The following is a 25,044-nucleotide window of genomic DNA, read 5'->3' as shown; positions in this document are numbered from 1 at the left end:
CCGTGTCCTGGCTTGAGCAGCTGGTGCAGCGCTCCCGGAGGCTGCTGCAGGCCCGGGCCCAGCGCCATCTGCCGCCGCGGCCCAGGGTCGCCGTCGTGACCGATTCCGCCGCGGCGCTGCCGGCCGAGTGGGTGGCGCAGCCGGACATCGCCGACTGGCTGCGGATCGTGCCGATGCCGGTGATGATCTCCGGGCAAATCTACGGCGACGGCATGGACGACGTCCGCGCGGCGCTGCTGATGGGCCTGGCCGAAGGCAAGGAGATCAAGACCTCCCGGCCGTCGCCGGGACTGTTCCAGCGCACCTATGCGGAGCTGGAGGGGCTGGGCTTCGACGCGATCGTGTCCGTGCACATTTCGGCCGAACTCTCCGGAACCGTGGAAGCGGCCGGGCTGGCGGCCGCCGGCGTCGGCATCCCGGTCGAGGTAGTCGATACCCGCACGGTGGCCATGTGCCAGGGGTTCGCCGTGATCGCTGCCGTGCTGGCCGCCCAGACCGGCGCCGAGGCGCGGGAAGTCGCTGACCGCGCCCGGGCCGCCGCCCGGGCCTCCGACGTCGTCTTCTACGTCCCCAGCCTGGAGCAGCTGCGCCGCGGCGGGCGGGTCGGGGCGGCCGCGGGGTTCCTGGGCTCGCTGCTGGCGATCAAGCCGCTGCTGGGGGTGCGGGACGGGGCGATTGTGCCGCTGGAGCGGATCCGGACCGCGGCCAAGGCCCAGACGCGGCTGCAGCAGCTGGCCATCCGCAGGATCGAGCAGCTGGAGTACTCGCCGCAGCTGGCCGTGCATTATTTCGGCAACGAAGCCGAGGCCCAGGAACTGGCCCGGCAGATGTCCGCCCACGTGGGCGATCCCGTGCTGGTGACGCCGGTGCCGTCGGTGCTCGCCGCCCACACCGGGCTGGGCGTGCTGGCGGTGGTGATCGGACCCGAACTGCCCGGAGCCTCCTGACCTCCACAGGCAGGCAGCGGCCCGGCGCCATCCACCGCGGCGGTCATCCCGCCCCGCTGCCGCGGGGCAGCGCCCTAGCGTGGAGCCATGGGCCGCCACCGCTGGGCCACCGGGCCCGGATCCAGCAGTTTCCGCCGCACTCCGGAGGGTGCAGGCGGCAGCGGCCTGCCGGGCACGACGGCGCGGCGCCCGGTGCGGATGCGGTTCCGGATTGCCGCCGGAGCCGCGGTGGTGGCTGCCGGTGCCGCCCTGGGCACGGGCATCGTCCGGGTCGCCGGAGCCGACCTCGAGCGCGACGTCGCCCAGGTGGTTGCCAGCGTGCCGCTGTCCGCAGCTTCCGCAACGCCGTCCCCGCCCCCGGTGCCGGGCTCAGAGCGTACGGACTCCCTGCAGGAGGTGGAGGCAGCGCCGCCGGGCACCGTGCAGGAGGCCGTTCCGCCGGATCCGCGGCCGAAGGGCAGCCCGGCGGTGCTGGTGGTCCATGTCGCCGGGGCTGTGGCCAGGCCCGGCGTCGTCAGGCTGCCGGCAGGCTCGAGGGTCTTTGAGGCCGTGGCCGCCGCCGGCGGCGCCGCGAAGGGCGCGGACCAGTCCGCACTGAACCTGGCTGCCCCGGTGTCGGATGGCCAGCAGATCTTTCTGCCCTCGCCGGAGCATGCGCCTCCTGCCCTGCAGACGGATGCGGGGGCCGGAGCACTCCCACCGGCGGCCGGCACCCCGGCAGCCGCCGGCGGGCAGGTCAACATCAATACCGCCACCGCCGAGGAACTGCAGTCCCTGCCGCGGATCGGCCCGGTCCTGGCGCAGCGGATCATCGATTTCAGGCAGCAGCACGGGGCCTTCACCCGCCCGGAAGACCTGGACGCCGTACCCGGGATCGGTCCGGGTCTGCTGGAGGCGCTGCTGGAACTGGTGGCCGTATGAGCCGGCCGGCGCCATGGCGGCGCTTCGCCGAGGCTGCCACCGCGGGGCTGCCGGACCTGGCGGACGTTGCCGGTGGCGTGGACGACCCGGAGGTGGCCGGAGGCCGGGAGGGACCGGCGGCGGCACGCGGACCGTCCCGCGTGCGGGCATGGGCGGCACGCCTGCGCGCCGCTGGGAATCCCGGCCCGCATCCGCTCCCTGCCGGCGGCAGGAACACCGGCCCGCTGGATTTCCGGCTGGCCGGCACGGCAGCCGTGTGCTGGGCGGCCGCACTCGGGCTGCCGCATGCACCGCGCGGCACGGCCTTGGTGCTGGCGGCCCTGCTGTTCGCTGCCGTCCTCGCCATCCTGCTGCGCATGCTGCTGCGGCCGGAGGCCGGCAGCTGGCGCACGGGCCTGTGCACCGCCATCCTGGTCCTGGCCGGTGCCGTTGCCCTGCTGTCCCTGATCCTCGGTGTCAGGCAGGCGGAACGGCTGAGCGGGCCCATCCGTGCCGCGCTCGACGCCGGGGCCACGGTCACAGTGCGGATGGTGGCGCTCTCGGACGCGGCGAAGGTCAAGGCAGACGGCGGTTCCTTTGACGGGTCGGCCCGGTACCAGCTGCGCGCAGAAATCCTCGAAGCCACCGCCGGCGGACAGCGTTTCGAAGCTGCCACGCCGGTGCTGGTCATTGCCGGTTCGTCCTGGGCACAGGCCCGGTACGGGGACGCCCTGGCGGGTGCCGGGAAGCTGGTCCGGACCGAGGAGCCGGGCGCGGTGGATGCGCTGCTGATTGTCTCCACCGGCTTCCACCGCACCGGTTCGCCCCCGGCCGCCGATGCGGCGAACGCCCTGCGGGAGGGCTTCATGGACGGTACCGGCGCACTGCCGCCGGACGCGCGGGCACTGCTGTCGGGCATGGTGCTGGGGGACCGCTCGAGCCAGCCCGAGGACCTGGCCAACGCCATGCGGGCCGCCGGGCTGACGCATCTTCTCGCTGTCAGCGGTGCCAACTGTTCCTATGTCCTGGGCTTTGTCTACCTCCTGTCCGCCGCCTGCCGGCTGCCGCGCCCGGTGCGGGGCCTGCTCGCGCTGGCGGCGCTGGCCGGCTTCATCCTGCTGGTCAGGCCCGAGCCCAGCGTCCTGCGTGCGGCGTCCATGGGCTCCATCGGAGTCTTCGCGCTCCTGGCCGGACGCCGGCGCGCCTCGCTGGCCTTCCTCTGCCTGGCGGTCATCGTCCTGCTGCTGGCCGATCCCTGGCTGGCGGCGAGCTACGGGTTCCTGCTCTCGGTCCTGGCTACCTTGGGCCTGGTGCTCTTCGGGGAACGCTGCTCGAGCTGGCTGCAGCGGTTCCTGCCCAAGCTGCTGGCGGATGCGGTGAGCCTGCCGCTGGCGGCACAGGTTTTCTGTTCCCCCGTGCTGGTCCTGCTGCAGCCGGAGTTGCCGCTGTACTCGGTGCCGGCCAATGTCCTGGTCACGCCGGTGGTGCCGGCCGTGACGATCATTGGTATGGCTGCCGTCCTGCTGTTCCCGGTCTGGCCGTGGGCGGCCGCAGCCGCGGTGCAGCTGGCCGGCTGGCTGTCTTTGTGGGTCGCCGGAGTGGCCCGCACCGTATCCGGGTGGCCGGCGGCTGTGCTGGCCTGGCCCGAAGGTGCACCGGGGGCGGTCCTGGCCCTGCTGGCCGGCCTGCTGCTGCTGTCGCTGCTGTGCCTGGCGGCCCGGCTCCCCGCCGGCTGGCCCTCCGCGCTCCGGGCGGCGCTGCGCCTCCGGCAGCGCTTCCGGCCGGATGCTCCGGCCCCGCGGGCAGCCGGCGGGAACTCCATCCGGCGCACCGCCGTCCGGCTGCTGGCCCTGGGGGCGGCGGCCGCGGTGCTCTCCGGCCTCGCCGCCGTCCTGCTCCGGTCCGGCGGCGGTACCGCGGGACCGGGCTGGACCGTTGCCGCCTGCGATGTCGGCCAGGGGGACGGGCTCGCGGTGAATACCGGCGGCGGGAGTGCCATCGTGGTCGATACCGGTCCCGAGCCTGCCCTCATGGACGCGTGCCTGGACCGGCTCGGCGTTTCCTGGATCGAGGTGCTGGTACTGACGCATATGCACCTGGACCACTACGGGGGCCTGGCCGGCGCCCTGGACGGACGCGGCGTGGGCCGGGTGCTGGTCGGCAGCGCGCGGTCGAAGCTGCCGGAACAGGTCACGACGGCGCTGGCGGCAGCGGGGGCCGCCCCCGAGCGGGGCGCCGCGGGTATGTCCGGAACCGCCGGCAGTGCCCGCTGGCAGATCCTCTGGCCGGTCCCGGGCGGGGCCGGTGCCGGGGAGGAAAACGACGCCAGCCTGGTGCTCAGCGTGCAGGCAGGCACGGGGAGCGCCGGGGAAATCTCGATGTTGCTGACCGGGGACCTGGAGGCCGAAGCGGCCGGCATGCTGCTGATGCGGCTGGGCCGGGCCGTGCCCGCTGTCGACGTGCTCAAGATCAGCCACCATGGGGCCCGCAACGGTGGGACGCGGCTGATCGAGGCGCTGCAGCCGAAGGCAGCGGTGATCTCGGTGGGCCGAGGGAACGACTACGGGCATCCGGCACCGGAAATCCTCGCCGCCCTGCAGCAGAACGGAGTGCCGGTGTTCCGTACCGATGTGCTCGGCACGATCACCGTGGCTGCCGGCGGCGGACGGCTGCAGGTCGCGGCACGTCGTTGAGCCGGCTTGGGATTTGACCGGGCAGCGTGACAATGTAGAGGCGGGCATGCGGCAGCGTGCCGGACCAAGGAGGAACCAGGCTTGAACCCCACCCCCGCATCCCGGACATCCAAGGGATCCAAGGCGTCCGGCGGGGCCAGGACGGCCGGCAGTTCCGCAGCGGGCACCGTGTCCTGGCGGGAGGTCGAGCCGGCACCGGTCGTGCTGGTCAGCGGACCGGAGGACTACCTGGCGCAGCGGGCCAAGCAGCGGCTGCGCACCCTCGTGCGCGCGCAGCAGCCCGACGTCGAACTGACGCTTATGGACGCCTCCACCTATACACCCGGCGAGCTGGTGATGACGGCCAGCCCCAGCCTGTTCGGCGAAGCGAAGCTGATCGAGGTCTCGTCGCTGGCCCAGATGAACGACGACTTCCTCGCCGACGCCCTGGCCTACCTCCGGTCGCCGGCAGAGGACGCCATCCTGGTCCTCCACCATGCGGGGGGAGTGCGCGGCAAGAAGCTGCTGGATGCGCTCAAGGCCTCGGGCGCGCCGGTGGTCGACTGCCAGGCGCTGAAGAAGGACAGCGACAAGCTGGATTTCGTCCGGCGCGAGTTCAAGGACGCGCGGCGCAGCATCGACGCCGGTGCCGCCCAGGCGCTGGTCGCCGCCGTCGGGTCCTCGCTGCCGGACCTGGCCGCGGCCTGCTCCCAGCTGGCCGCGGATACCACCGGCAGCATTACTGAGGAAACGGTGGACAAATACTACGGCGGCCGGGTCGAGGCCACCGGGTTCAAAGTCGCCGACGCCGCTGTCTCGGGGCGGGGAAGCCTGGCCCTGGCTGCCCTGCGCCATGCCCTGGCCACCGGCGTCGATCCCGTACCGATCGTCGCCGTGCTGGCCCTGAAGCTGCGGCAGATCGCCAAGGTCAAGGGGGCCTCCGTGACCGCCAAGGACCTAGGCATGGCCCCCTGGCAGTTCGACCAGGCGCGCAAGGAAGCCCGCTACTGGGATTCGGAATCCCTGGCCCGCTGCATCCGGCTGCTGGCCGAAACCGATGCCCAGGTCAAGGGCGCAGCCAAGGACCCCGAGTACGCCGTCGAGCATGCGGTAACGGTGATTGCCGCCAGCGCCGGACGCTGAACCGGCGCCCCGGGACAAAGCGGCGGCGCCGGACCGGGGGACGGCAAAAAGGCTGGAGGCCGCCACCCGGGACGGGTGGCGGCCTCCAGCCTTATGGCAACTGCAGCCGTCCGCGGCTCGCTTAGAGGGCGTTGACCTTCTTGGAGATGGCGGACTTGCGGTTGGCGGCGTTGTTCTTGTGGATGACGCCCTTGCTGACAGCCTTGTCCAGCTTGCGGCTGGCGGCAGCCAGCGCCGTGACGGCAACGTCCTTGTTGGCAGCGTCGACAGCGGTGTTCACCGCACGGATAGCCGTCTTCAGCTCGGACTTGACCGACATGTTGCGCTGGCGGGCCTTCTCGTTGGTGAGAATGCGCTTCTTCTGGGACTTGATATTGGCCACTTATTAAACTCTCTGTTGTAATGCGGACTGGTCAAATGAGGGCAGCCGGACCAACTAGGGACTGAGCGGCGTGGGGCACCGTTAATGGCAGCCGGTCCGGGGTGCCCGTCGACCTGCGCGGACACACAGCTATAAATAATAGCAGACCAGAGCCTGAATCCATGCCGTGTCGCAATCCGGTTTCCGCTTACAAGGAGTGGGGCGCGAGGGCCCCGCCTAAGAGAACGGCCAGGGGTCCCCGTGCGCGCAGCGTACGGGGCAGGCCGCGAACGGGCGGCGAAGCCGACACTGCGGGAGTGCCCCAATCACCAGCCGTGCAGCTGCCGCAGCGCCCGGGCCACCCGGCCGAACTCGTCCGGGCCGAGCACGGCGCCTTCACGCCGGATGTCGCGCGGGTCGATCTGCAGGATCCGGTCCAGCTTCACCTCGCTGGGCCTGCCTTGCGGATCCCAGGCCCCGGTGCCGACGTCCAGGTAGTCCTCGTCCCGGCGCCGCCCGTTGTTGCGGTCCCTGCTGGTCAGCATCAGGCCCAGCAGCAGGCCGCCGCTGCGGCCGACCAGCAGCACCGGGCGGTCCTTGCCCTGGGTGTGGTCCTCCTCGTAGGGCACCCAGGTCCAGACCACCTCGCCCGGGTCCGGCCGCCCGTCCGGGGTGGGACTGTAGACGGCTGCGCTCCGTCCCGTGAAGTCCCCGGCATAGGGCCGGTGTGGCTGCAGGCTGCGTCCCGGGGCCGTGGCCGCGGTGCCCCGGTCCCTGCTGCTTGGTTTCTCGGCACGGGTCCTGCTGCCGGTCGTTCCGGCGGCCGCCCGGAAAATGCGGGTGGCGCTCCGGAGGATCCGGCCCAGTGTCTTCGTATCCAGTGGCATGGTCCAACGCTACCGTCCGGCGACTGCCGTTGGGGGATTGGTCCAGGTACGTGGGACACTGTTAAATCGAGTTGAATCGACTGTAATTCCGGCATTGCCACTTCACCGGCCGGGCGCGGCCGCTGCGGCTGCCGCCACAAGTTTTAGGGAGCACCTTTGTCACCCATGGCACGCACCGCACCGGTGCCCGCCGCCACTGATCCGGCGATCATCAGGAACTTCTGCATCATCGCCCACATCGACCATGGGAAGTCGACGCTGGCGGACCGCATGCTGCAGCTCACCGGCGTCGTCGAGCAGCGCGACATGCGTGCCCAGTACCTGGACCGGATGGACATCGAGCGCGAACGCGGGATCACCATCAAGTCGCAGGCCGTGCGCATGCCCTGGGAAGTGGACGGCACCGCCTATGCCCTGAACATGATCGACACTCCCGGACACGTCGACTTCACCTACGAGGTCTCCCGCTCCCTGGCCGCCTGCGAAGGGGCGGTCCTGCTGGTGGACGCGGCCCAGGGCATCGAGGCGCAGACCCTGGCCAACCTGTACCTGGCGATGGAAAACGACCTGACCATCATCCCGGTGCTGAACAAGATCGACCTGCCGGCAGCCCAGCCGGAGAAGTATGCCGCGGAACTGGCGAACCTGATTGGCGGCGACCCCGCGGACGTGCTGAAAGTCTCCGGCAAGACCGGCGAGGGCGTCGAGTCGCTGCTGGACAAGATCGTCAGGGACCTGCCGGCCCCGGTGGGTGACGCCAGCGCCCCGGCCCGGGCGATGATCTTCGATTCCGTCTACGACACCTACCGCGGCGTGGTCACGTACGTCCGCGTGGTGGACGGCAAGCTCTCCCCGCGCGAGCGCATCCAGATGATGTCCACCAAGGCCAGCCACGAACTGCTGGAGATCGGCGTGAGCTCCCCGGAGCCGACGCCGACGAACGGCTTGGGCGTGGGCGAGGTGGGCTACCTGATCACCGGTGTGAAGGACGTGCGCCAGTCCAAGGTCGGCGATACGATCACGAACCTGGCCCGGCCGGCGGCGGAATCCCTCGCCGGCTACGCGGACCCCAAGCCGATGGTTTTCTCCGGCCTCTACCCGATCGACGGCTCGGACTACCCGGCACTGCGCGAGGCGCTGGACAAGCTCAAGCTCAACGATGCCGCCCTGGTCTACGAACCGGAGACCTCCGCGGCCCTGGGCTTCGGCTTCCGGGTGGGCTTCCTGGGCCTGCTGCACCTGGAGATTGTGCGCGAACGGCTGGAACGCGAGTTCAATCTGGACCTGATCTCCACCGCCCCGAACGTCATCTACGAGGTCACCACCGAGGACAAGAAGACCGTGACCGTGACCAACCCGAGCGAATTCCCCACGGGGAAGGTGCTGGAGGTGCGCGAGCCGATGGTCTCGGCGACCATCCTGGCGCCGAACGAGTTCGTCGGCGCCATCATGGAGCTGTGCCAGTCCCGCCGCGGAGACATGAAGGCCATGGACTACCTGTCCGAGGACCGGGTGGAGCTGCGCTACCGGCTGCCGCTGGCCGAAATCGTCTTCGACTTCTTCGACCAGCTCAAGTCCAAGACCCGCGGCTATGCCTCGCTGGATTGGAAGGCCGAAGGCGAGCAGGTGGCGGACCTGGTCAAGGTGGACATCCTGCTCCAGGGCGAGCAGGTGGACGCCTTCAGCGCCATCACGCACAAGGACAAGGCGTACTCCTACGGGGTGATGATGACCTCCAAGCTGCGCGAGCTGATTCCGCGCCAGCAGTTCGAGGTGCCGATCCAGGCCGCCATCGGCTCGCGCATCATCGCCCGCGAGAACATCCGCGCCATCCGCAAGGACGTGCTGGCCAAGTGCTACGGCGGCGACATCACGCGCAAGCGCAAGCTGCTGGAAAAGCAGAAGGAAGGCAAGAAGCGCATGAAGATGGTGGGCCGGGTGGAGGTCCCCCAGGAAGCCTTCATTGCCGCGCTGTCCTCCGAGGAACCCAAGGACAAAGCCAAGAAGTGATGCAGTACCCTGCCCCGGTCCGGGGCGCCCACGGCAGGCGGCGCCGTCGTGCCTAGCGTTCTTCCCATCGGGGATCCGGCGCCGGCGGACGGCCTGCTGCCGCCCCAGGCCGCCGGCGGCGCCGCCGGGCGGCGCTTTTGCCTGTACGTGCACATCCCGTTCTGCGCGGTGCGCTGCGGCTACTGCGACTTCAACACCTACACGGCCAGGGAGCTGGGCTCCGGCGTGTCCCAGGACCAGTACGCCGGCACCGTCGGTGCCGAGCTGGACCTGGCCGCGCAGGTGCTCCAGCGTTCGGGCGTGCCCGCGCGCCGGCTCTCCACCGTGTTCTTCGGCGGCGGCACGCCCACGCTGCTGCCGGCCGAAGACCTTGCCCGCATCCTGACCCGGGCCGCCGGCCTGTGGGGCCTTGAGCCCGGTGCCGAAGTGACCACCGAAGCCAATCCGGACTCGGTCACGCCCGAATCACTGCAGCTGCTGGCCGCGGCAGGCTTCACCCGGGTCTCCTTCGGCATGCAGTCGGCGGTCCCGCACGTGCTGAAGGTGCTGGACCGCACGCACAACCCGGCACGCGTGCCGGAGGCCGTGCGCTGGGCCCGGGACGCCGGCCTGAAGGTCAGCCTGGACCTCATCTACGGGACCCCGGGGGAGTCCTTGCAGGACTGGGAGGCCAGCCTGGAGGCCGCCATCGCGTGCGGGCCGGACCACATCTCCGCGTACGCCCTGATCATCGAAGAGGGGACGCGGCTGGCCGCCCGGATCCGCCGCGGCCAGGTGCCCAACATTGACGACGACGACCATGCGGCCAAGTACCAGCTGGCCGACGAGCGGCTTACGGCCGCAGGCTACGGCTGGTACGAGGTGAGCAACTGGGCACGGACCGAAGCAGACCGCTGCCGGCACAACCTCGCCTACTGGCGCGGCGACGACTGGTGGGGCGCCGGCCCGGGCGCGCATTCGCACGTGGGCGGGGTCCGCTGGTGGAACGTCAAGCATCCGCTCGCCTACGCCGGGCGGCTCAACGCCGGCGAATCGCCGGCCGCCGGACGCGAAACCCTGGATGAGGCAACCCGCCGGCTGGAGCACGTAATGCTGCAGACCCGGATCATCGACGGGCTGGCCACCGCGGAGCTGGGCCCCAAGGGGCGGCGCGAAGTGGCGGGGCTGATTGCCGATGGCCTGGTCGACGGCGGCCAGGCCGTGCGCGGCCGGATCCGGCTCACGCTGCAGGGCAGACTGCTGGCCGACGCCGTCGTCCGCCGCCTGCTCGAGGATTAGCCGCCGGAGCCGGTGTACCTGCGCAGCCTGGTCCGTCCGGTTCCGGTGCTGGCCGGGCCGGCGGCTTCGGTTCCAGCCACGCCATAGTGCCGGTAAAGGCGTTTCTCCTCGCCTTCTGCCAGCTGCCCGTCCGGTTCCACCCGCGGGGCGTCCTTAATCTGCGCCGTGGTGTACGGCAGCCGGATGTCCTCCCCGTCGAGGGTGGCTCCGGCGAGCGGGACGAACGTCTCGGACAAGCCGAAGAGCCCGGTCCTGACTGTGGCCCACGTCGGTTCCTCGCTCCAGTCATCCAGGTACAGCTGGCCAAGTGGACCGGTCCTCTTACCCTCGGCATCGATCACCGAGCTGCTTCCGCTGGCCAGACCGTCAATGTTGTCCCTGCCGATCATTCCCTCTCCCAAGCCGTATGCGGCGCGGATCAGGCTGTTGCGGCCAGCGGGCCCGGCACATCCATAGTGAATCCGCAGCAGCAGCGGTATGTGACGGTGTCCGCCGGCAGCCGGGACGGGGACAGCCCGGAGTCCTCGACAACCTGCATCGGCCGGCGGCAGTGCATGCGGGTCGCCAGCGTGAGCTCGAGGGCGCTGTCCGCGCCGGCCAGTTCGATCCCCGGACCTGTCGGGTCGGCACTGCCGGCGTGGAGCGGCCCGGAGCCCTTATCTACATCCATGGTCTTCCTCCTGCTTCCTCCTGGCCTGCTGCGGGACGGGAATGGGACCGCCGGCAACGCTGCACGAGGAAACTTGTTTACATCGTAAGCAAAGCATGCTTAGCATTGGGGCGCAAGGCAGGGCAGGAAGCAGGGATTCCACAAGGGGAGCTTTTGCGTTTGAACGGCGTCAGTCCGCATTGACCGGCGGACTCGAAACGACTGTGGGTAGGTTATGGATGATGGGACTCCAGGTCACATTGGACCGGCTGGTAATCGTCGCCGGGTAGGGGCCGGCGGGACCCGGTTCCTGGCCGGTTTCGAGAGCACCTACCTGCCGCTGCATGGACAGGATGTGCTGGAAATCTCCGGCGACGGTGCCCAGGTGCCGGCCGTGCTGCACCGGCTGCGCAGTGCCGGGGCCGACCTTGTCCGGTACCCGCTGCGCTGGCACCGGATCGAGCAGGCCGAAGGACACTTCGACTGGACGTCGACGGATGCCGAACTGGCCCTGCTGCGCGAACTGGGATTCGACCCGGTCGTCGACCTGGTCCACCACACCAGCTATCCGGCGTGGCTGTCCGACGGTTTCCGGGACCGCCGTTTCGGCCCGGCCTATGTGCGTTATGCTGCGGCGGTGGCGGCCCGGTACCCCTGGCTGCAGCACTACACGCTCTTCAACGAGCCATTCGCCACCCTGTTCCTGGCCGGCCACGAAGCCCTGTGGCCGCCGTACGACCACGGCATGGACGGGTTCGTCCGCCTGCTGCGCAACGTGCTGCCCGCGCTGGCCGAGGCGGCGTCGATCTGGTCCGGCGAACTGCCCGGTGCCCGGCATGTCTGGGTGGATACCTGCGAGCACCACGCCGGTACAGCCGGGGCCCCCGCCCGCTACGCGGCCCTGGCCAATGACCGCAGGCACATCGTGCTGGATTTGGCCATGCACCATGACCTCGATGAGTCCCGGCCCTTCCTGGGCGGAGTCCTGCGCGCCGGTGCCGCGGATCTGCTTCAGCTGCCGCCGCTGCGGATCGATGTCCTGGGCCTGGACTATTACGCCCACTCCGAGTGGTGGTACGACGAGGCCGGGGGCCATGCGCCCTCGCCGCATCCTTTAGGGTTCGCCGCCGTCGCGCAGCAGTACGGGGACCGGTACGGCCTGCCGATGATGCTGACCGAAACCAACCTCCGCGGCCTGCCGCCGGACCGGGCCTCGTGGCTGAGGCACATGCTCGAACAATACGACCAGGCTGCCGCGCGCGGTGTCGACCTGCGCGGTTTCTGCTGGTTTCCCGTCCTGGATTCCTGCGACTGGGACTCGCTGCTGGCCCGGCCTGCCGGACGGCGCGATCCGGTGGGGATTCTGGGCCCGGAGCCGGGCGGCCTGCTGGCCCGGAACACGTTCACCGCCGCCTGGGAGGCGGCGGTGGCAGGCGCTGGTGCCCGGGCCCTGCCCGCCTACCGCTTCCAGGCCCCCTGTGATGCGCAGCTGGCCGGGTTCCTGCCCCTGATGAAGCACTGGCCATGGCAGGACCCGCCGGCAGACGAGACCATCCCGCCCTTATCCGTTTCCGGGAAGGAACCGATCATGACCAATACCCAGGTTGCCGATCTCGTGGTCTTTTCCCACCTTCGCTGGGACTGGGTGTGGCAGCGCCCGCAGCACCTGGTCACCCGTTTTGCGAAGAAGCTCGAACCGGCCCGGACCTGGTTCGTCGAGGAGCCGGTCCCTGGCGACGTCGCCGGGCCGGTGCTGCGCCGGCAGGACTGTGGGGCGGTCACCAGGGTGTGGCTGGAAATCCCCCGGCACCCCGGGCAGCCGGCCGCCCCCGGCTTCGGCGCGCCGGGCGCCGAGGCCTACGGCGCACTGGTCCGGGACCTGCTGGCCGGCCTGCACCGCCCGGTGCGCCCGACCGCCTTCCTGTTCACCCCGATGGCCTTCGACGCAGCCATGACCCTTGATCCGGGCCTGCTCTGCTATGACGTGATGGACGACCTGGCCGCCTTCGCCCACGCGCCCGAAGGCCTGCGGCTGCGCCAGCGCCGGCTGCTGGCCGAAGCCGACATCGTCTTCGCCGGCGGACGGACCCTCTACCGGTCCGTCCTCGAGCACCGGAACCACGGATGCCACCTCTTCCCGAGCGGCGTCGATGGCGCCCATTATGCCCGGTCCCGCCAGCTGCGGGCCGCGGGCGGTCAGCGGGCGGCGAAGGTGGCCGGCTATGTGGGGGTCATCGATGAGCGGCTCGACCTGGAGCTGGTCGCAGGGCTGGCCTCGGCCCTGCCGGACTGGACCATCCAGATGGTGGGCCCGGTGGCCAAGATCGACCCGGCGGGGCTGCCCCGGGCGGCCAACATCGAGTACCCGGGCATGGCCGCCTATGCCGAGCTGCCGGCCGTCATGGCCGGTTTCGACGTTGCCCTCATGCCCTTCGCGCTCAATGAGGCGACGCGCTCGATCAGCCCCACGAAGACGCTTGAATACCTGGCGGCCGGGCTCCCGGTGGTCTCGACCCCCGTCGCCGACGTCGTGGCCGGCTATCCGGGCATCGTCCACTTTGCCGCGGACGCGCCAGGCTTCGCGCGGGCGTGCCTGGAAGCCGCGCAGCAGCCGCTGCTGGAACGGGACCGCAAATCCGCCGAGCTGCGCGCCCGCCACGACTGGGACGCCATAGCCGCCGCCATGCTGGCACTCATGGATACGGCGGCCACCGCCGCCGGCGCACAGGACGGGCAGGAGGAAACGGCATGAGCCCGCAGCAGCCCGCCGGCGCGCTGGCCCGGGAGCTTGAATCAGCCCACGGGCGCGGCGTCGGCGCCGCGATCGCCGGCATGCAGGATCCGGCGCTGGGCAGCGTCCGGCTGACCGGATCGGCCGTGGCCGTGCTGGCCGACGCCGCCGTCACGTCGGCCACCCCGTTCCTGCGGGCCCCGCTGCTGGCCAGGCTCTCGCACGTGCTGGTGCTGCACCCGCCCGCCGGGGACACCGGCGGAGACTGCACCACCTGCGGGACACCCGCCCCGTGCCCGACCGCCCGGGCGGTCCAGCCATGACCCGGCGCAGCCGGTGGGACCTCATCGTCGTCGGGTCCGGGCTCTTCGGCCTGACCGTAGCCGAGACCATGGCACGGGAACACGGCTGCCGCATCCTGCTGCTGGAGCGCCGGGCCCATCTGGGCGGCAACGCCTGGTCCGAGGCCGAACCGCAGACCGGCATCGAGATCCACCGCTACGGTGCTCACCTGTTCCACACCTCCAACGAGCGGGTCTGGCAGTACGTCAACAGGTTCACCGCGTTCACCGGCTACCAGCACCGGGTCTTCACCATCTTCAAGGGCCAGGCCTACCCGATGCCGATCAACCTCGGCACGATCTGCGCCTACTTCGGCCAGTACTTCACCCCAGACCAGGCCCGTGCCCTCGTGGCCCGCCAGGCCGGGACCGCCGCCGGCCGGGCGGAGAACCTGGAGGACAAGGCCGTGTCGCTGATTGGCCGGCCCCTGTACGAAGCCTTCGTGCGCGGCTACACCGCCAAGCAGTGGCAGACCGACCCGCGGGAACTCAGCCCGGACATCATCACCCGGCTGCCGGTCCGCTACACCTTCGACAACCGCTACTTCACCGACACCTACGAGGGGCTGCCGGTGGGCGGCTATGCCGCCTGGCTGACCCGCATGGCCGCCTCGGAACTGATCGAGGTGCGCCTGCAGACCGACTTCTTCGACGTCCGCGCGGACCTGCCCGCGGACGTGCCGGTTGTCTATACCGGCCCGCTGGACAAGTACTTCCAGTACTCCGAGGGACCGCTCAGCTGGCGGACCCTCGACTTCGAACCCCAGGTCCTGGCCTGCGGGGACTTCCAGGGCACCCCGGTGATGAACTACGCCGACGAAGACGTCCCCTGGACGCGGATCCACGAGTTCAAGCACTTCCACCCCGAACGCGACTATCCCGCGGACAGCACCGTGATCGTGAGGGAATACTCGCGCACCGCCACGCCCGGCGACGAACCGTACTATCCGGTGAACGCCGCCGCCGACCGGCACCGGCTGCTCAAGTACCGCAGCCTCGCCGCGGCCGAACACAACGTGCACTTCGGCGGCAGGCTCGGCACGTACAAGTACCTGGACATGCACATGGCCATCGCCTCCGCACTGTCCATGGTCGACAACACCCTGGTGCCCAGGCTGGCGGCCCGCTAGGAACCGGCGGGCAGCCGGGCGCTTAGTGGATCAGGCGCAGGTTCAGCGGGTAGCGGTAGGGCCGGCCGCGGTTGACCTCGATGCCGGCGATGACCGAGTAGACGGTCAGGAAGACCCAGATGGCCGCGGCAAGGACCGCGAACAGCGCGTTGACGGCCGGGATATTGATCAGCAGGTTGACGATGACCGCCACCACGGTCAGCGGCAGCGTGAAGTTCAGTGCTTCCTTGGATTCCTGGGCAGTGAACGGGCCGCGGTCCTTGAAGATCAGGTAGATCACCAGCGCCGGGATGCAGCCCAGGATGCCGCCGAAGTGGGCCAGGGTGGCCCACCGCCGGTCCTCCGACGGAGTCAGCGGCAGCGCCGTGGACGAGGCGCTCTGGTACTCCGAGCGGGGCGCCGGCGTCCGCGGGGAGTGGTCGCTGTCCGCGTTGCGGTTCTCGTTGCGGGCGACGTTGTCTTGCACGGGACCTACCTCGGTGGCTCGGTAGCGGGATACGTGGTTTTCCGGTGCTTCCCGGCGTTTTCCGGTGCTGCACAGGTGTTGCTATGAACAAGGGTAACGGCAACTGCTTCCGCTGGCGGTGCGCAGCCGCCCCCCACCGGCTGCTAACTGGTCAGGAAGTCGATGACTTCTTCGACACGCCCCAGCAGGGAGGGTTCCAGGTCCGCATAGGTGCGGACACTGTCCAGCAGCCGGCGCCAGCCTTCCGCGATGTCCGCCTGGCTGCGGTTGGGCCAGCCCAGCCCGGCCAGGATCCCGGTCTTCCAATCCGTGCCGCGGGGTACCACCGGCCAGGCCTGCAGCCCGATCACCGAGGGCTTGATCGCCTGCCAGACATCCACGTAGGGATGCCCCACGATGAGCACATTGCCGCGGGCGGCCGGCACGGCCATCGCCGCCTGGGCAATCCGCCATTCCTTGGAGTCCTGGACCAGATGGTCCACCAGGATCCCGAGCCGGCGGTCCGGCCCCGGGGCGAAGTCCGCCACGGCCGCGGCGAGGTCGTCCACCCCGTGGAGCGGTTCGACGACGATGCCCTCCACGCGCAGGTCGTCGCCCCAGACCTTCTCCACCAGCTCGGCGTCGTGCTTGCCTTCCACCCAGATCCGGCTGGCCTTGGCCACCTGGGCCCGCTGCCCCTGGACCTTGACGGAGCCGGAGGCCGTACGTTGGACGGCCTTCGGCGCGGCGGCGGCTGCCGGCACCACCTCGACCGGTTCCCCGTCCAGCAGGAAGCCGAAGCCCAGCGGGAAGGAGCGGGTCTTGCCGCGCCGGTCCTCCAGGGCCACCACGTGCATACCGCCGGATTTCTCCACGCACACCACCGCCCCAACCCAGCCGCTCTGCACATCCTCCAGCACCAGGCCCGCCTCGGCCGGGACCGCACGCAGCTGGCGGCGGGCGGCCCGGGTGGTGATGTCCTGGGGTCCCCATCCGTAGCTGGTCATGGTGGTCCGTCCTTCGGCTCGATGGTGCTGCTGAGGCTGCTGCGGCGCCCGGGCTGCCGCAGCTTCACAATGCTAGCCCAGCGGCCGGCGGTCCAGCCGCGGACGGGCGGGCGGCGCACGCAATGCCAAGTGGTGGCACGACGTATTAGACTTAGCACTTAGGCACGGTGAGTGCTAACGGTGCCCGCGCCCTTCCGGCGCGGGCGAGGCAGAGAAGTCGTCAGGAGGTACCGGTGAGCGAGGTCCGCCGGCTGGAGGTGCTACGCGCCATAGTCGAAGACTATGTGCACTCGCGCGAGCCCGTCGGGTCCAAGGCCCTGGTTGAACGCCACCATCTCGGGGTTTCCTCCGCCACCATCCGCAACGACATGGCTGCGCTGGAGGAGGAGGGGCTGATCGTCGCCCCGCACACCAGTTCCGGCCGGATCCCCACGGACAAGGGCTACCGCTTGTTCGTGGACCGGATTTCGGACGTCAAGCCGCTGTCCTCCGCCGAACGGCGTGCCATCCAGACCCTGCTGGACGGGGCCGGGGACCTCGACGACGTCATGGACCGCACGGTGCGCCTGCTGTCCCAGCTGACCAACCAGGTGGCGGTGATCCAGTATCCGCACCTGGGCCGGGCCAAGGTGCGGCACATCGAGTTCGTCCTGCTGGCTCCCCGCCAGGTGCTCGTGGTGCTGATTGCCGACAACGGCAAGGTGGAGCAGCGTGTCATCAGGCTGCCGGAGGATATCGCCGAGGCGGACCTGGCCGATCTGCGCACCGCGCTGCTGGGCACCTTGGCCGGCGTCCCGCTCACCGAGGTGGAGGCCAAGCTTGCCGCCGGGGTGCCCGGGGTGGCTGCCGCGCAGGACGAGGCGCTGCGCACCCTGTCCGCGGAGCTGGTGCATCTGTCCGTGCCCACGCGCGAGGAGCGCATCCTGATGGCCGGAACCGCGAACCTGGCCCGCTCCACCGGGGATTTCCCGCTCAGCATTTCGCCGATCCTGGAGGCGCTGGAAGAGCAGGTGGTGATGCTGCGGCTGCTCTCCGAGATGCAGCTGGACGCCCGCGGCGTCTCGGTCAAGATCGGCAGCGAAGTCCCGTACAACTCGCTCTCGGGCACCTCCGTGGTTGCCACCGGGTACGGGCCGGACGCCTCGGCCAAGGTGGGCGTGCTCGGTCCGACCCGCATGGACTATCCGACGACCATGGCCGCCGTTCGGGCGGTGGCGCGCTATTTGTCCAGGATTCTGGCAGGCTGAGCGCGGGCCTCGGCCCATCAGCAGCAGCACCGACAGGGCGGCCGGGCCGCCGGAGCACGATTCGCAGGAAGAGAAGTATTCAAAGGTGAGCAACCACTACGACGTACTCGGTGTCAGCCGCGACGCCACCACCGAGGAAATCAAGAAGGCCTACCGCAAGCTGGCCCGCAAGCTGCACCCGGACGTCAACCCGGGCGCGGAAGCTGCGGACAAGTTCAAGCAGGTCAGCCACGCCTACGAAGTGCTGTCGGATCCGCAGAAGCGGCGGATCTACGACACCACCGGCAACGAGAACGGCACCGACAGCGGCTTCGGCGGCGGCTACTCGGGCGCCGGCTTCGCGTTCCAGGACATCTTCGAGACCTTCTTCGGCGGCACCGGCACCGCCGGCCCGGCAACGCGCATGCGCCGCGGTCAGGACGCCCTGATCACGGTCCGGATCGACCTGAAGGACGCCGTCTTCGGCGTCAACAAGAAGATCGAGGTGGACACCGCCGTCGTCTGCCCCACCTGCAACGGCACCTGCTGCCGCGAAGGCACCCACCCGCGCACCTGCGACATCTGCGGCGGTTCCGGCCAGGTCCAGCGCGCCGTGCGTTCCATCCTGGGCCAGGTCATGACCGCGGCCCCCTGCGGCAGCTGCCAGGGCTTCGGCACCATCATCCCGGATCCGTGCAACGAGTGTAACGGCGAGGGCCGGATCCGCAGCCGCAGGTCGCTGACCATCAAGATCCCTGCGGGCGTGGCCACGGGAACCCGGATCCAGCTGGCCGGCCAGGGCGAGGCCGGCCCGGCGGGCGGCCCGCAGGGGGACCTGTACGTGGAGATCCGCGTGGCCCCGGACCGGAACTTCATCCGCGAGGGCGACGACCTGAACGCCACGCTCACGGTGCCGATGACGGCCGCGGCGCTGGGCACCACCTTGAACCTGGAGACCTTCGACGGCGAACAGGAACTGCAGCTGAAGCCGGGCACCCAGTCCGGCGAGGTCATTACGCTGCGCGGCCTGGGCGTGACCCACCTGCGCGGTTACGGCCGCGGCGACCTCAAGGTCCACATCCACGTCGAGACGCCGTCCAAGCTCGACGCCGAGCAGGAAGAGCTGCTCCGCCGGCTGGCGCAGCTGCGCGGCGAGCAGCTGGCCGAAGGCAAGATGGCCTCCAGCGGCTCCGGCATGTTCGCCAGGCTGCGCGACAAGCTGGGCAACCTCTGAGGTGACGAATCCGGTCTTCTTCGCCGAGCCGGGCCAGCTTGACGACGTGGTGCCCGGCTCTCTCTTCCGGCTCTCCGGCGCCGAGGCCCGCCACGCCGTCACGGTCCGCCGGCTTGCCGCAGGGGAGCCGGCGGACATTGTCGACGGCGCCGGCCGGCGCCTGTCCGGCAGCGTGCGGTCGGCAGCGGCTGCGGAACTGGTCCTGGAGGTCGAATCGGTGGTGGACGAACCGGCCCCGCCGTACCGGCTGGTGCTGGTCCAGGCCCTGGCCAAGGGAGACCGGGACGAGCTGGCCGTGGAAGCAGCCACCGAACTCGGGGTCGACGAGGTGGTGCCGTGGCAGGCCGAACGCAGCATTGTCCGCTGGCGCGCCGAGAAGCAGGCCAAGGGCGTGGCCAAGTGGGAATCCACCGTGCGCTCCGCGGCCAAGCAGTCCCGCCGGGCGCGGATCCCGGCCGTGGGGGCGCCGGTGGACCTGAAGGGCTTGTGTGCGCTGATCGGCAGCAGCGCCCTGGCACTGGTCCTGCACGAGGAGGCCGGGCAGTCCCTGGCTTCCGCTGCCGCCCGGCTGGCCCCCGCAGACGGCCCTCCGGCGGACGCCGCGCAGGCCGCCGTTGTGATGATCGTCGGGCCGGAGGGCGGGATGAGCCAGCGCGAGGTGGACGCCATGCTGGCGGCCGGCGCCCGCGCGGTGCGGCTCGGCCCGCACGTGCTGCGCTCGTCCACCGCCGGACCGGCCGCCGTCGCCCTGCTCAGCGCGCAGCTGGGCCGCTGGGACTGATTCCCCGCCCCGCCAAACCCCCCAAAACTCCCATCGACGTTGCAGCTAATGCCCCTTCCGGAGCCGGAATGGGGCATTAGCTGCAACGTCGACGGTGGGGGAGGGGTGTCAGCGGATGGTGAAGGTCTTGCTGTCCGCGTTCAGCCGGCCCTGGGTGCGCCCGCTCATGTCTTCCTGGTACACGTACAGCCGGTAGGAGCCGCGGTCCAGGCTTTCGGTGAACTCGAACTCGCCGGTCTCGCCCATGGCCGCGTTGATGGACACTGTGCCGCTTTTGGCCAGTTCGCCGTCGCCGGTGTCCTTCGGGCCTTCCAGGCGGTAGATCTGCCAGGACAGCTGCGACTCGAAGGCCACCCCCCGCCCGAACACGCGCACCTGGTCCTCGGCGGTGTCCCCCTCCTGCGGATCGATGATCCACACGGGCGCAGCCAGGGCATAGTTCCGGGACATGGGTGCGCCGAGCTCGACGTGCCCGAAGGCGCGGTAGCCGGTGTGCCCGTCGACCAGGACCACCACCTCCAGCGGGTTCTCCGCCGCGGACAGGCCGGCGTTGGCGGCCGCGGCGGTGGCGGTGTACACCAGCTGCTCGACGGCGCGCTCGGCGATGCCTTGGTCGACGTTGGCCTTGAAGGCGTCGGAGGAAATGTCCAGCGTGATCACCGAACCGTCCATGATCGACGCCCCCACCTTGGCCGCAGGGCTCCAGGGGTTGAAGTAGTCGGGATCGCGCGGCTTGAGCCGGGTCATCGCGCTCACTGCCGTGGTGATCGGATCCCCCAGGTCCTCGGCCTGCCGGAATTCGCGGTAGAGGAAGACGTTCTCCCCGTTGGCGCCCAGGAAGTAGACCGGGGACAGCGAGGAACTCTGCACCGTTTCCAGCGGGCTGCTGGTGACCAGCGGGCCGGTCTGCACAGGAACCTGGGCCCCGGCACCCGAAGGCATGGACGTGGGCCCGGCGGTGCCGCCCTGCTGCAGCGGCGTGCAGCCGAGCAGGCCCAGGGACCCGGCCGTCAGCAGGGACAGCCACACGGCGAATGCGCGGGACTGTCGCGGACGTCCGGGAGACGGGGCAGTGGTGCTCATTATCCTCTTCGCTGGCCTGGCCGGGGATCCTGAAGCGCAGGGTGGGGGACAGTACCTGGAACGGACGCCGGGCAGCGTCCGCCCCACCAGCTTGGCACAAACCGGGCTGCCGGAACCGTGGTTTGGCCGCCCCTCAACCGGACTGATGCACGATCGAAACAGGATCGAGACCTCCCTGCGGTGTATCGATTCAGGCCGAATTTCGGGGTTTTCCGCGCCGTCCGGGCCGGTGCCGTCCGGGCGGCGGCGCCCCGGTGACGTAGCATGGAAGTGTACTGCACGCACAATCTAAGGAGCGATGACAAGCCCGCGGGCTTACGCTATGTCGGAAACACGATTGGATGTCGATCCGCTCGGATCCAGCAGCCGTTCCGTCCACTTCGAATCTCCGGAGCATATGGTCAGGACGCTCGGCGCACACGATGAAGTGCTCCGGCTCATCGAAGCCGAGTTCAGGGATGTCGACCTCCTCGTGCGCGGCAACGAGGTCCTGATCAGCGGCCCCGCCGCCGCGGTCGAGCGGACCGAACGGCTGATCGCCGAGATCCGGACCCTGGCCGCGGCCGATACGCGGGTCACTCCGCAGGTGGTCGAACAGCTGCTGCGCATGCTCCGGGACCAGTCGGTGGCCCGGCCTGCCGATGTGCTGACGCAGAATATCCTCTCCTCGCGGGGCCGCACCATCCGGCCCAAGACGCTGAACCAGAAGAAGTACGTGGACGCCATCGACGTGAACACGGTGGTCTTCGGCATCGGTCCGGCCGGCACGGGCAAGACCTACCTGGCCATGGCCAAGGCCGTGCAGGCGCTGCAGCAGAAGGAAGTCAACCGGATCATCCTGACCCGGCCCGCCGTGGAGGCGGGGGAGCGGCTGGGCTTCCTGCCCGGCACCCTCAGCGACAAGATCGACCCCTACCTGCGGCCGCTCTACGACGCCCTGCACGACATGATGGATCCGGACTCCATCCCGCGCCTGATGGCCGCCGGCACCATCGAGGTTGCGCCGCTGGCCTATATGCGCGGCCGGACGCTCAATGACGCCTTCATCATCCTCGACGAAGCCCAGAACACGACCCCGGAGCAGATGAAGATGTTCCTGACCCGCCTGGGCTTCGGATCCAAGATGGTGGTCACCGGCGACATCACGCAGATCGACCTTCCCGGCGGCACGAGTTCGGGCCTGAAGATCGTCAGCGAAATCCTCCAGGGCGTGGATGACGTGCACTTTTCCATGCTGGATGCTTCCGACGTCGTCCGGCACCGGCTGGTCAGCGACATCGTCGATGCCTACAGCCAGTGGGACGAGAGCCGCCGGCGCGGGGCAGCGCCCGAGCGTCCGCAGCACCCCCGCAAGCGACAGGAATCCAGGCCATGAGCGTCGAAGTCAACAACGAGTCCGCCCTGCCGGCCGACGAGGAGGAGCTCAGCCGGCTGGGACGCTTCATCCTGGACAGCCTCTATGTCCATCCCGAGGCCGAGCTGTCCATCATCTTGGTTGACGCCGAGGCGATGGAGCGCCTGCACATCGAGTGGATGGATGAACCCGGACCGACCGATGTCCTTTCCTTCCCCATGGACGAACTGCGCCCGGGAACTGCCGCCCGGCCCACGCCCCCCGGCGTGCTGGGCGACATCGTGATCTGCCCGCAGGTGGCCGCCGAACAGGCGAAGCGGGCCGGGCACCCGGTGGCCGAAGAGATGCTGCTGCTGGCCACCCACGGCATCCTGCACCTGCTCGGCTATGACCATGCCGAGCCGGAGGAGAAGGAAGAGATGTTCTCCCTGCAGCGGAAGCTGCTGGAGAGTTTCCTTGGCAAGGACGCCCCCACGGAGACCACGCGTTGATCGTTGCCGCCCTCGCGGGCCTGGCGCTGGGATGCATCCTGGTCGCCGCACTCCTGACCGCGGCCGAGGCCGCCTTCACCTACCTGCCGCGCCAGGAGGCCGAGCAGCTGCTGCGCGACGGACGCAGCCGGGCGCTGCGTGCGGTGCTGCAGGCGCCGGCCTCCCACATGCATGCCCTGCGGTTCTGGCGCGTCTGGTTCGAAATGGCCGGGGCGGTGGCGATCGCCCTGTTCTTCTTCCACATCCTGGGCAATATCTGGATCGCCGGACTGCTGGCCACCGTGACCATGGCCGCCGTCGGATTTGTGCTGGTGGGAGTCTCGCCCCGCCATTTCGGCCGCATGCACGGCAGCGGCGTGGTGCTGTTCACCGCCCCGGCCGTGCGGATCCTGTGCGCGCTGCTGGGTCCGGTGCCGGGCTGGCTGGTCCGGCTGGGCAGCCTGGTGGCACCGAACGCCCCGCGGGCCGACGCCGCCTTCTTCTCGGAGGAGGAGTTCCGCGAACTCGTCGAGCGGGCCACCGAGTCCGACATGATCGAGGATGCGGAGGCGGAGTTGATCCAGTCGGTGTTCGACCTCGGCGACACCATCGTGCGCGCCGTCATGGTCCCGCGCACGGACATGGTCACCATCCAGTCCGGTTCCACCCTGGCCCAGGCGATGTCCCTGTTCCTGCGTTCGGGGTACTCGAGGATCCCGGTGATTATGGACAGCGCCGACCAGGTCCGCGGGATCCTGTACCTGAAGGATGTCACCGCGCGGCTGTACAGCGGCCGGGCCGGGCGCGGCGACCTGGTGGACGAGGTCTGCCGGGAGGCGCGCTATGTGCCCGAATCCAAGCCGGTGGGCAGCCTGCTGCAGGAGCTGCAGCGCGAGTCCACCCATGTGGCCATCGTGATCGACGAATACGGCGGCACCGCGGGCCTGGTCACCTTGGAGGACCTGATCGAGGAGATCGTCGGCGAGATCGTGGACGAGTACGACTCGGAGCGGCCCGCCATCGAGGCGCTCGACGGCGGCCGTTACCGGATCAGCGCCAAGGCCGGCATTAACGACGTCGGCGAACTCTTCGGCCTCGACCTCGACGACGAGGAAGTGGACACGGTGGGCGGGCTGCTGGCCAAGAGCTTGGGCCGCGTCCCGATCGTTGGCAGCGAGGTGGACCTGGACGGGCTGCACCTGCGCGCCGAACGCATGGAAGGGCGGCGCAACCGGATCAGCCACATCATTGCCTGGTTGGAGCCGGCGCCCCAAGATGAAGACAGCCACGCAGCAGGCAACGGCAAGGCTCCCCGCGCAGACGCGGACCAAGGCGGCGTGCGTGAAGAATCGGAGACCGAACATCGGAGATAGAACAGTGAGCAGCCACCCTGACAAGCACCAGGCCAAGGCGATGGCGATGCCGGCCAGCGGCTGGCCGGCGGACTACCGTGCGGGCTTCGTGTCCCTGGTCGGCCGGCCCAACGCCGGCAAGTCGACGCTGACCAACGCACTGGTGGGCCGGAAGGTGGCGATCACCTCGGCCAAGCCCCAGACCACCCGGCACACCATCCGCGGCATTGTCCACCGGCCGGATGCCCAGCTCGTGCTGGTCGATACGCCCGGCCTGCACCGGCCCCGGACGTTGCTGGGCCAGCGGCTGAACGACCTCGTCGCCGACACGCTCGCCGAGGTGGACGCAATTGGCTTCTGCCTGCCGGCGAACGAGAAGATCGGCCCGGGGGACCGCTTCATCGCCAACCAGCTGGCGGCACTGAACCGCAAGCCCGTCGTCGCCCTGGTCACCAAGACCGACCTGGTCGACCGGGCGGCCCTGGCCGAGCAGCTGCTGGCGGTCTCCGGGCTGGGCACCGAGGTGTTCGGCGCCGATGGCTTCCGCGACGTCGTGCCGGTTTCCGCCACCGGCGGCTTCCAGATCGACACCGTGGCGGACGTGCTGATCAAGCACATGCCGGTGTCCCCGCCGCTGTATCCGGAGGGCGAACTGACGGACGAGCCGGAAGCGGTCATGGTTGCCGAGCTGGTCCGCGAGGCGGCCCTGGAGGGCGTCCGCGAGGAGCTGCCGCATTCACTGGCCGTGGTGGTCGAGGAGATCGTGCCGCGCGAAGGCCGCAGCGAGGACAACCCGCTGCTGGATGTGCGGGTGAACCTGTTCGTGGAACGGCCTTCCCAGAAGGCCATCATTATCGGCAAGGGCGGGGCGCGGCTGCGCGACGTGGGCAGCCGGGCCCGCAAGGGCATCGAGGCCCTGCTCGGCACGAGGATCTACCTGGACCTGCATGTCAAGGTCGCCAAGGACTGGCAGCGGGACCCGAAGCAGCTGGTGCGCCTGGGCTTCTAGGCATCCGGGGGCAGGGCCCCGTCCGGTACCGGCC

23 protein-coding genes are annotated in these 25,044 nt (G+C 70.0%); 16 read left to right on the top strand and 7 right to left on the bottom strand.

What is annotated here, in order from left to right; translation table 11 throughout:
* Positions 1-2: 2 nt before the first annotated feature.
* From HGG74_RS05690 to holA, 4 genes are all read left to right on the top strand, one after another.
* A complete protein-coding gene (locus HGG74_RS05690; RefSeq protein ID WP_312856752.1) occupies positions 3-947 on the top strand; it encodes a DegV family protein in 945 nt (314 codons plus the stop codon).
* A gap of 87 nt (positions 948-1,034) precedes the next feature.
* Positions 1,035-1,868 carry a ComEA family DNA-binding protein gene (locus HGG74_RS05685; protein WP_246262666.1) on the top strand — a complete coding sequence of 278 codons (834 nt, stop codon included), beginning with the start codon at positions 1,035-1,037 and terminating at the stop codon, positions 1,866-1,868.
* Positions 1,865-4,540 (top strand): ComEC/Rec2 family competence protein, encoded by a 2,676-nt coding sequence (locus HGG74_RS05680; protein WP_168485370.1) that lies wholly within the window; start codon positions 1,865-1,867, stop codon positions 4,538-4,540. The genes HGG74_RS05685 and HGG74_RS05680 overlap by 4 nt, the downstream gene beginning before the upstream one ends.
* Positions 4,541-4,621: 81 nt before the next feature.
* The gene (gene holA / locus HGG74_RS05675) at positions 4,622-5,662 is read left to right on the top strand and encodes a DNA polymerase III subunit delta (protein ID WP_205761416.1); all 1,041 of its coding nucleotides are present in this window, start codon (positions 4,622-4,624) and stop codon (positions 5,660-5,662) included.
* A gap of 121 nt (positions 5,663-5,783) precedes the next feature.
* On the opposite strand, the gene rpsT is transcribed toward holA, so the two are convergent.
* Positions 5,784-6,044 (bottom strand): 30S ribosomal protein S20, encoded by a 261-nt coding sequence (gene rpsT / locus HGG74_RS05670; protein ID WP_168485369.1) that lies wholly within the window; start codon positions 6,042-6,044, stop codon positions 5,784-5,786.
* A gap of 305 nt (positions 6,045-6,349) precedes the next feature.
* Entirely contained in the window at positions 6,350-6,910 is a 561-nt protein-coding gene (locus HGG74_RS05665; protein ID WP_168485368.1) for a type II toxin-antitoxin system PemK/MazF family toxin, read from the bottom strand.
* A 156-nt stretch (positions 6,911-7,066) separates the two neighbouring features.
* Here HGG74_RS05665 and lepA point away from each other — a divergent pair, with 156 nt between their 5' ends.
* Together lepA and hemW are read left to right on the top strand one after the other, a co-directional pair.
* Positions 7,067-8,920 carry a translation elongation factor 4 gene (gene lepA / locus HGG74_RS05660; RefSeq protein WP_205761415.1) on the top strand — a complete coding sequence of 618 codons (1,854 nt, stop codon included), beginning with the start codon at positions 7,067-7,069 and terminating at the stop codon, positions 8,918-8,920.
* A 48-nt stretch (positions 8,921-8,968) separates the two neighbouring features.
* Complete coding sequence (gene hemW / locus HGG74_RS05655) at positions 8,969-10,198, top strand: radical SAM family heme chaperone HemW (RefSeq protein WP_168485366.1); 1,230 nt, start codon at positions 8,969-8,971, stop codon at positions 10,196-10,198.
* Here the strand turns inward: hemW and HGG74_RS05650 are convergent.
* Together HGG74_RS05650 and HGG74_RS05645 are read right to left on the bottom strand one after the other, a co-directional pair.
* Complete coding sequence (locus tag HGG74_RS05650; protein ID WP_168485365.1) at positions 10,195-10,587, bottom strand: PRC-barrel domain containing protein; 393 nt, start codon at positions 10,585-10,587, stop codon at positions 10,195-10,197. The two genes, hemW and HGG74_RS05650, sit on opposite strands and share 4 nt — an antisense overlap.
* Before the next feature lie 29 nt (positions 10,588-10,616).
* A complete protein-coding gene (locus tag HGG74_RS05645) occupies positions 10,617-10,868 on the bottom strand; it encodes a hypothetical protein (RefSeq protein WP_168485364.1) in 252 nt (83 codons plus the stop codon).
* 214 nt (positions 10,869-11,082) lie between these two features.
* Between HGG74_RS05645 and HGG74_RS05640 the strand changes: the two genes are divergently transcribed.
* Genes HGG74_RS05640 through glf form a run of 3 tightly spaced genes read left to right on the top strand, consistent with a single transcriptional unit; the run spans position 11,083 to position 15,049 of the window.
* Positions 11,083-13,599 (top strand): glycosyltransferase, encoded by a 2,517-nt coding sequence (locus HGG74_RS05640; protein WP_205761414.1) that lies wholly within the window; start codon positions 11,083-11,085, stop codon positions 13,597-13,599.
* Complete coding sequence (locus tag HGG74_RS05635; RefSeq protein ID WP_168485362.1) at positions 13,596-13,901, top strand: hypothetical protein; 306 nt, start codon at positions 13,596-13,598, stop codon at positions 13,899-13,901. Before HGG74_RS05640 ends, HGG74_RS05635 begins: the two co-directional genes overlap by 4 nt.
* Positions 13,898-15,049, top strand: coding sequence for a UDP-galactopyranose mutase (gene glf, locus HGG74_RS05630; protein WP_168485361.1), 1,152 nt, complete (start codon positions 13,898-13,900; stop codon positions 15,047-15,049). Before HGG74_RS05635 ends, glf begins: the two co-directional genes overlap by 4 nt.
* Before the next feature lie 22 nt (positions 15,050-15,071).
* On the opposite strand, the gene HGG74_RS05625 is transcribed toward glf, so the two are convergent.
* Positions 15,072-15,515, bottom strand: a complete 444-nt coding sequence (locus HGG74_RS05625) for a DUF4870 domain-containing protein (protein ID WP_168485360.1) — start codon at positions 15,513-15,515, stop codon at positions 15,072-15,074.
* A gap of 143 nt (positions 15,516-15,658) precedes the next feature.
* A complete protein-coding gene (locus HGG74_RS05620) occupies positions 15,659-16,501 on the bottom strand; it encodes a DUF3097 family protein (protein WP_168485359.1) in 843 nt (280 codons plus the stop codon).
* 233 nt (positions 16,502-16,734) lie between these two features.
* Here HGG74_RS05620 and hrcA point away from each other — a divergent pair, with 233 nt between their 5' ends.
* The 3 genes from hrcA (at position 16,735) to HGG74_RS05605 (ending at position 19,742) form a co-directional block, all read left to right on the top strand.
* Positions 16,735-17,748, top strand: a complete 1,014-nt coding sequence (gene hrcA / locus HGG74_RS05615; protein ID WP_168485358.1) for a heat-inducible transcriptional repressor HrcA — start codon at positions 16,735-16,737, stop codon at positions 17,746-17,748.
* Between the two features lie 85 nt (positions 17,749-17,833).
* Positions 17,834-18,961, top strand: coding sequence for a molecular chaperone DnaJ (gene dnaJ / locus HGG74_RS05610; protein WP_168485357.1), 1,128 nt, complete (start codon positions 17,834-17,836; stop codon positions 18,959-18,961).
* Position 18,962: 1 nt separating this feature from the next.
* A complete protein-coding gene (locus HGG74_RS05605) occupies positions 18,963-19,742 on the top strand; it encodes a 16S rRNA (uracil(1498)-N(3))-methyltransferase (protein ID WP_168485356.1) in 780 nt (259 codons plus the stop codon).
* A gap of 108 nt (positions 19,743-19,850) precedes the next feature.
* Here the strand turns inward: HGG74_RS05605 and HGG74_RS05600 are convergent, their stop codons facing one another.
* A complete protein-coding gene (locus HGG74_RS05600) occupies positions 19,851-20,825 on the bottom strand; it encodes a Gmad2 immunoglobulin-like domain-containing protein (RefSeq protein ID WP_168485355.1) in 975 nt (324 codons plus the stop codon).
* Positions 20,826-21,147: 322 nt separating this feature from the next.
* Here HGG74_RS05600 and HGG74_RS05595 point away from each other — a divergent pair, with 322 nt between their 5' ends.
* The 4 genes from HGG74_RS05595 to era are packed head-to-tail and all read left to right on the top strand — an operon-like array spanning position 21,148 to position 25,010.
* Positions 21,148-22,200 (top strand): PhoH family protein, encoded by a 1,053-nt coding sequence (locus HGG74_RS05595; RefSeq protein ID WP_168485354.1) that lies wholly within the window; start codon positions 21,148-21,150, stop codon positions 22,198-22,200.
* Positions 22,197-22,670: an rRNA maturation RNase YbeY gene (ybeY, locus tag HGG74_RS05590; protein WP_168485353.1), complete on the top strand. Its 474-nt coding sequence runs from the start codon at positions 22,197-22,199 to the stop codon at positions 22,668-22,670. Before HGG74_RS05595 ends, ybeY begins: the two co-directional genes overlap by 4 nt.
* Positions 22,667-24,022 (top strand): hemolysin family protein, encoded by a 1,356-nt coding sequence (locus tag HGG74_RS05585; protein WP_168485352.1) that lies wholly within the window; start codon positions 22,667-22,669, stop codon positions 24,020-24,022. Before ybeY ends, HGG74_RS05585 begins: the two co-directional genes overlap by 4 nt.
* 40 nt (positions 24,023-24,062) lie before the next feature.
* Entirely contained in the window at positions 24,063-25,010 is a 948-nt protein-coding gene (gene era, locus HGG74_RS05580) for a GTPase Era (protein ID WP_168485442.1), read from the top strand.
* Positions 25,011-25,044 lie beyond the last annotated feature (34 nt).

The sequence above is a fragment of the Arthrobacter mobilis genome, assembly GCF_012395835.1.
In the GTDB taxonomy this organism is placed as follows: domain Bacteria; phylum Actinomycetota; class Actinomycetes; order Actinomycetales; family Micrococcaceae; genus Crystallibacter; species Crystallibacter mobilis.
Note: the sequence above shows the minus strand (reverse complement) of the source record. Positions and strands in the feature narration are given on the sequence as shown.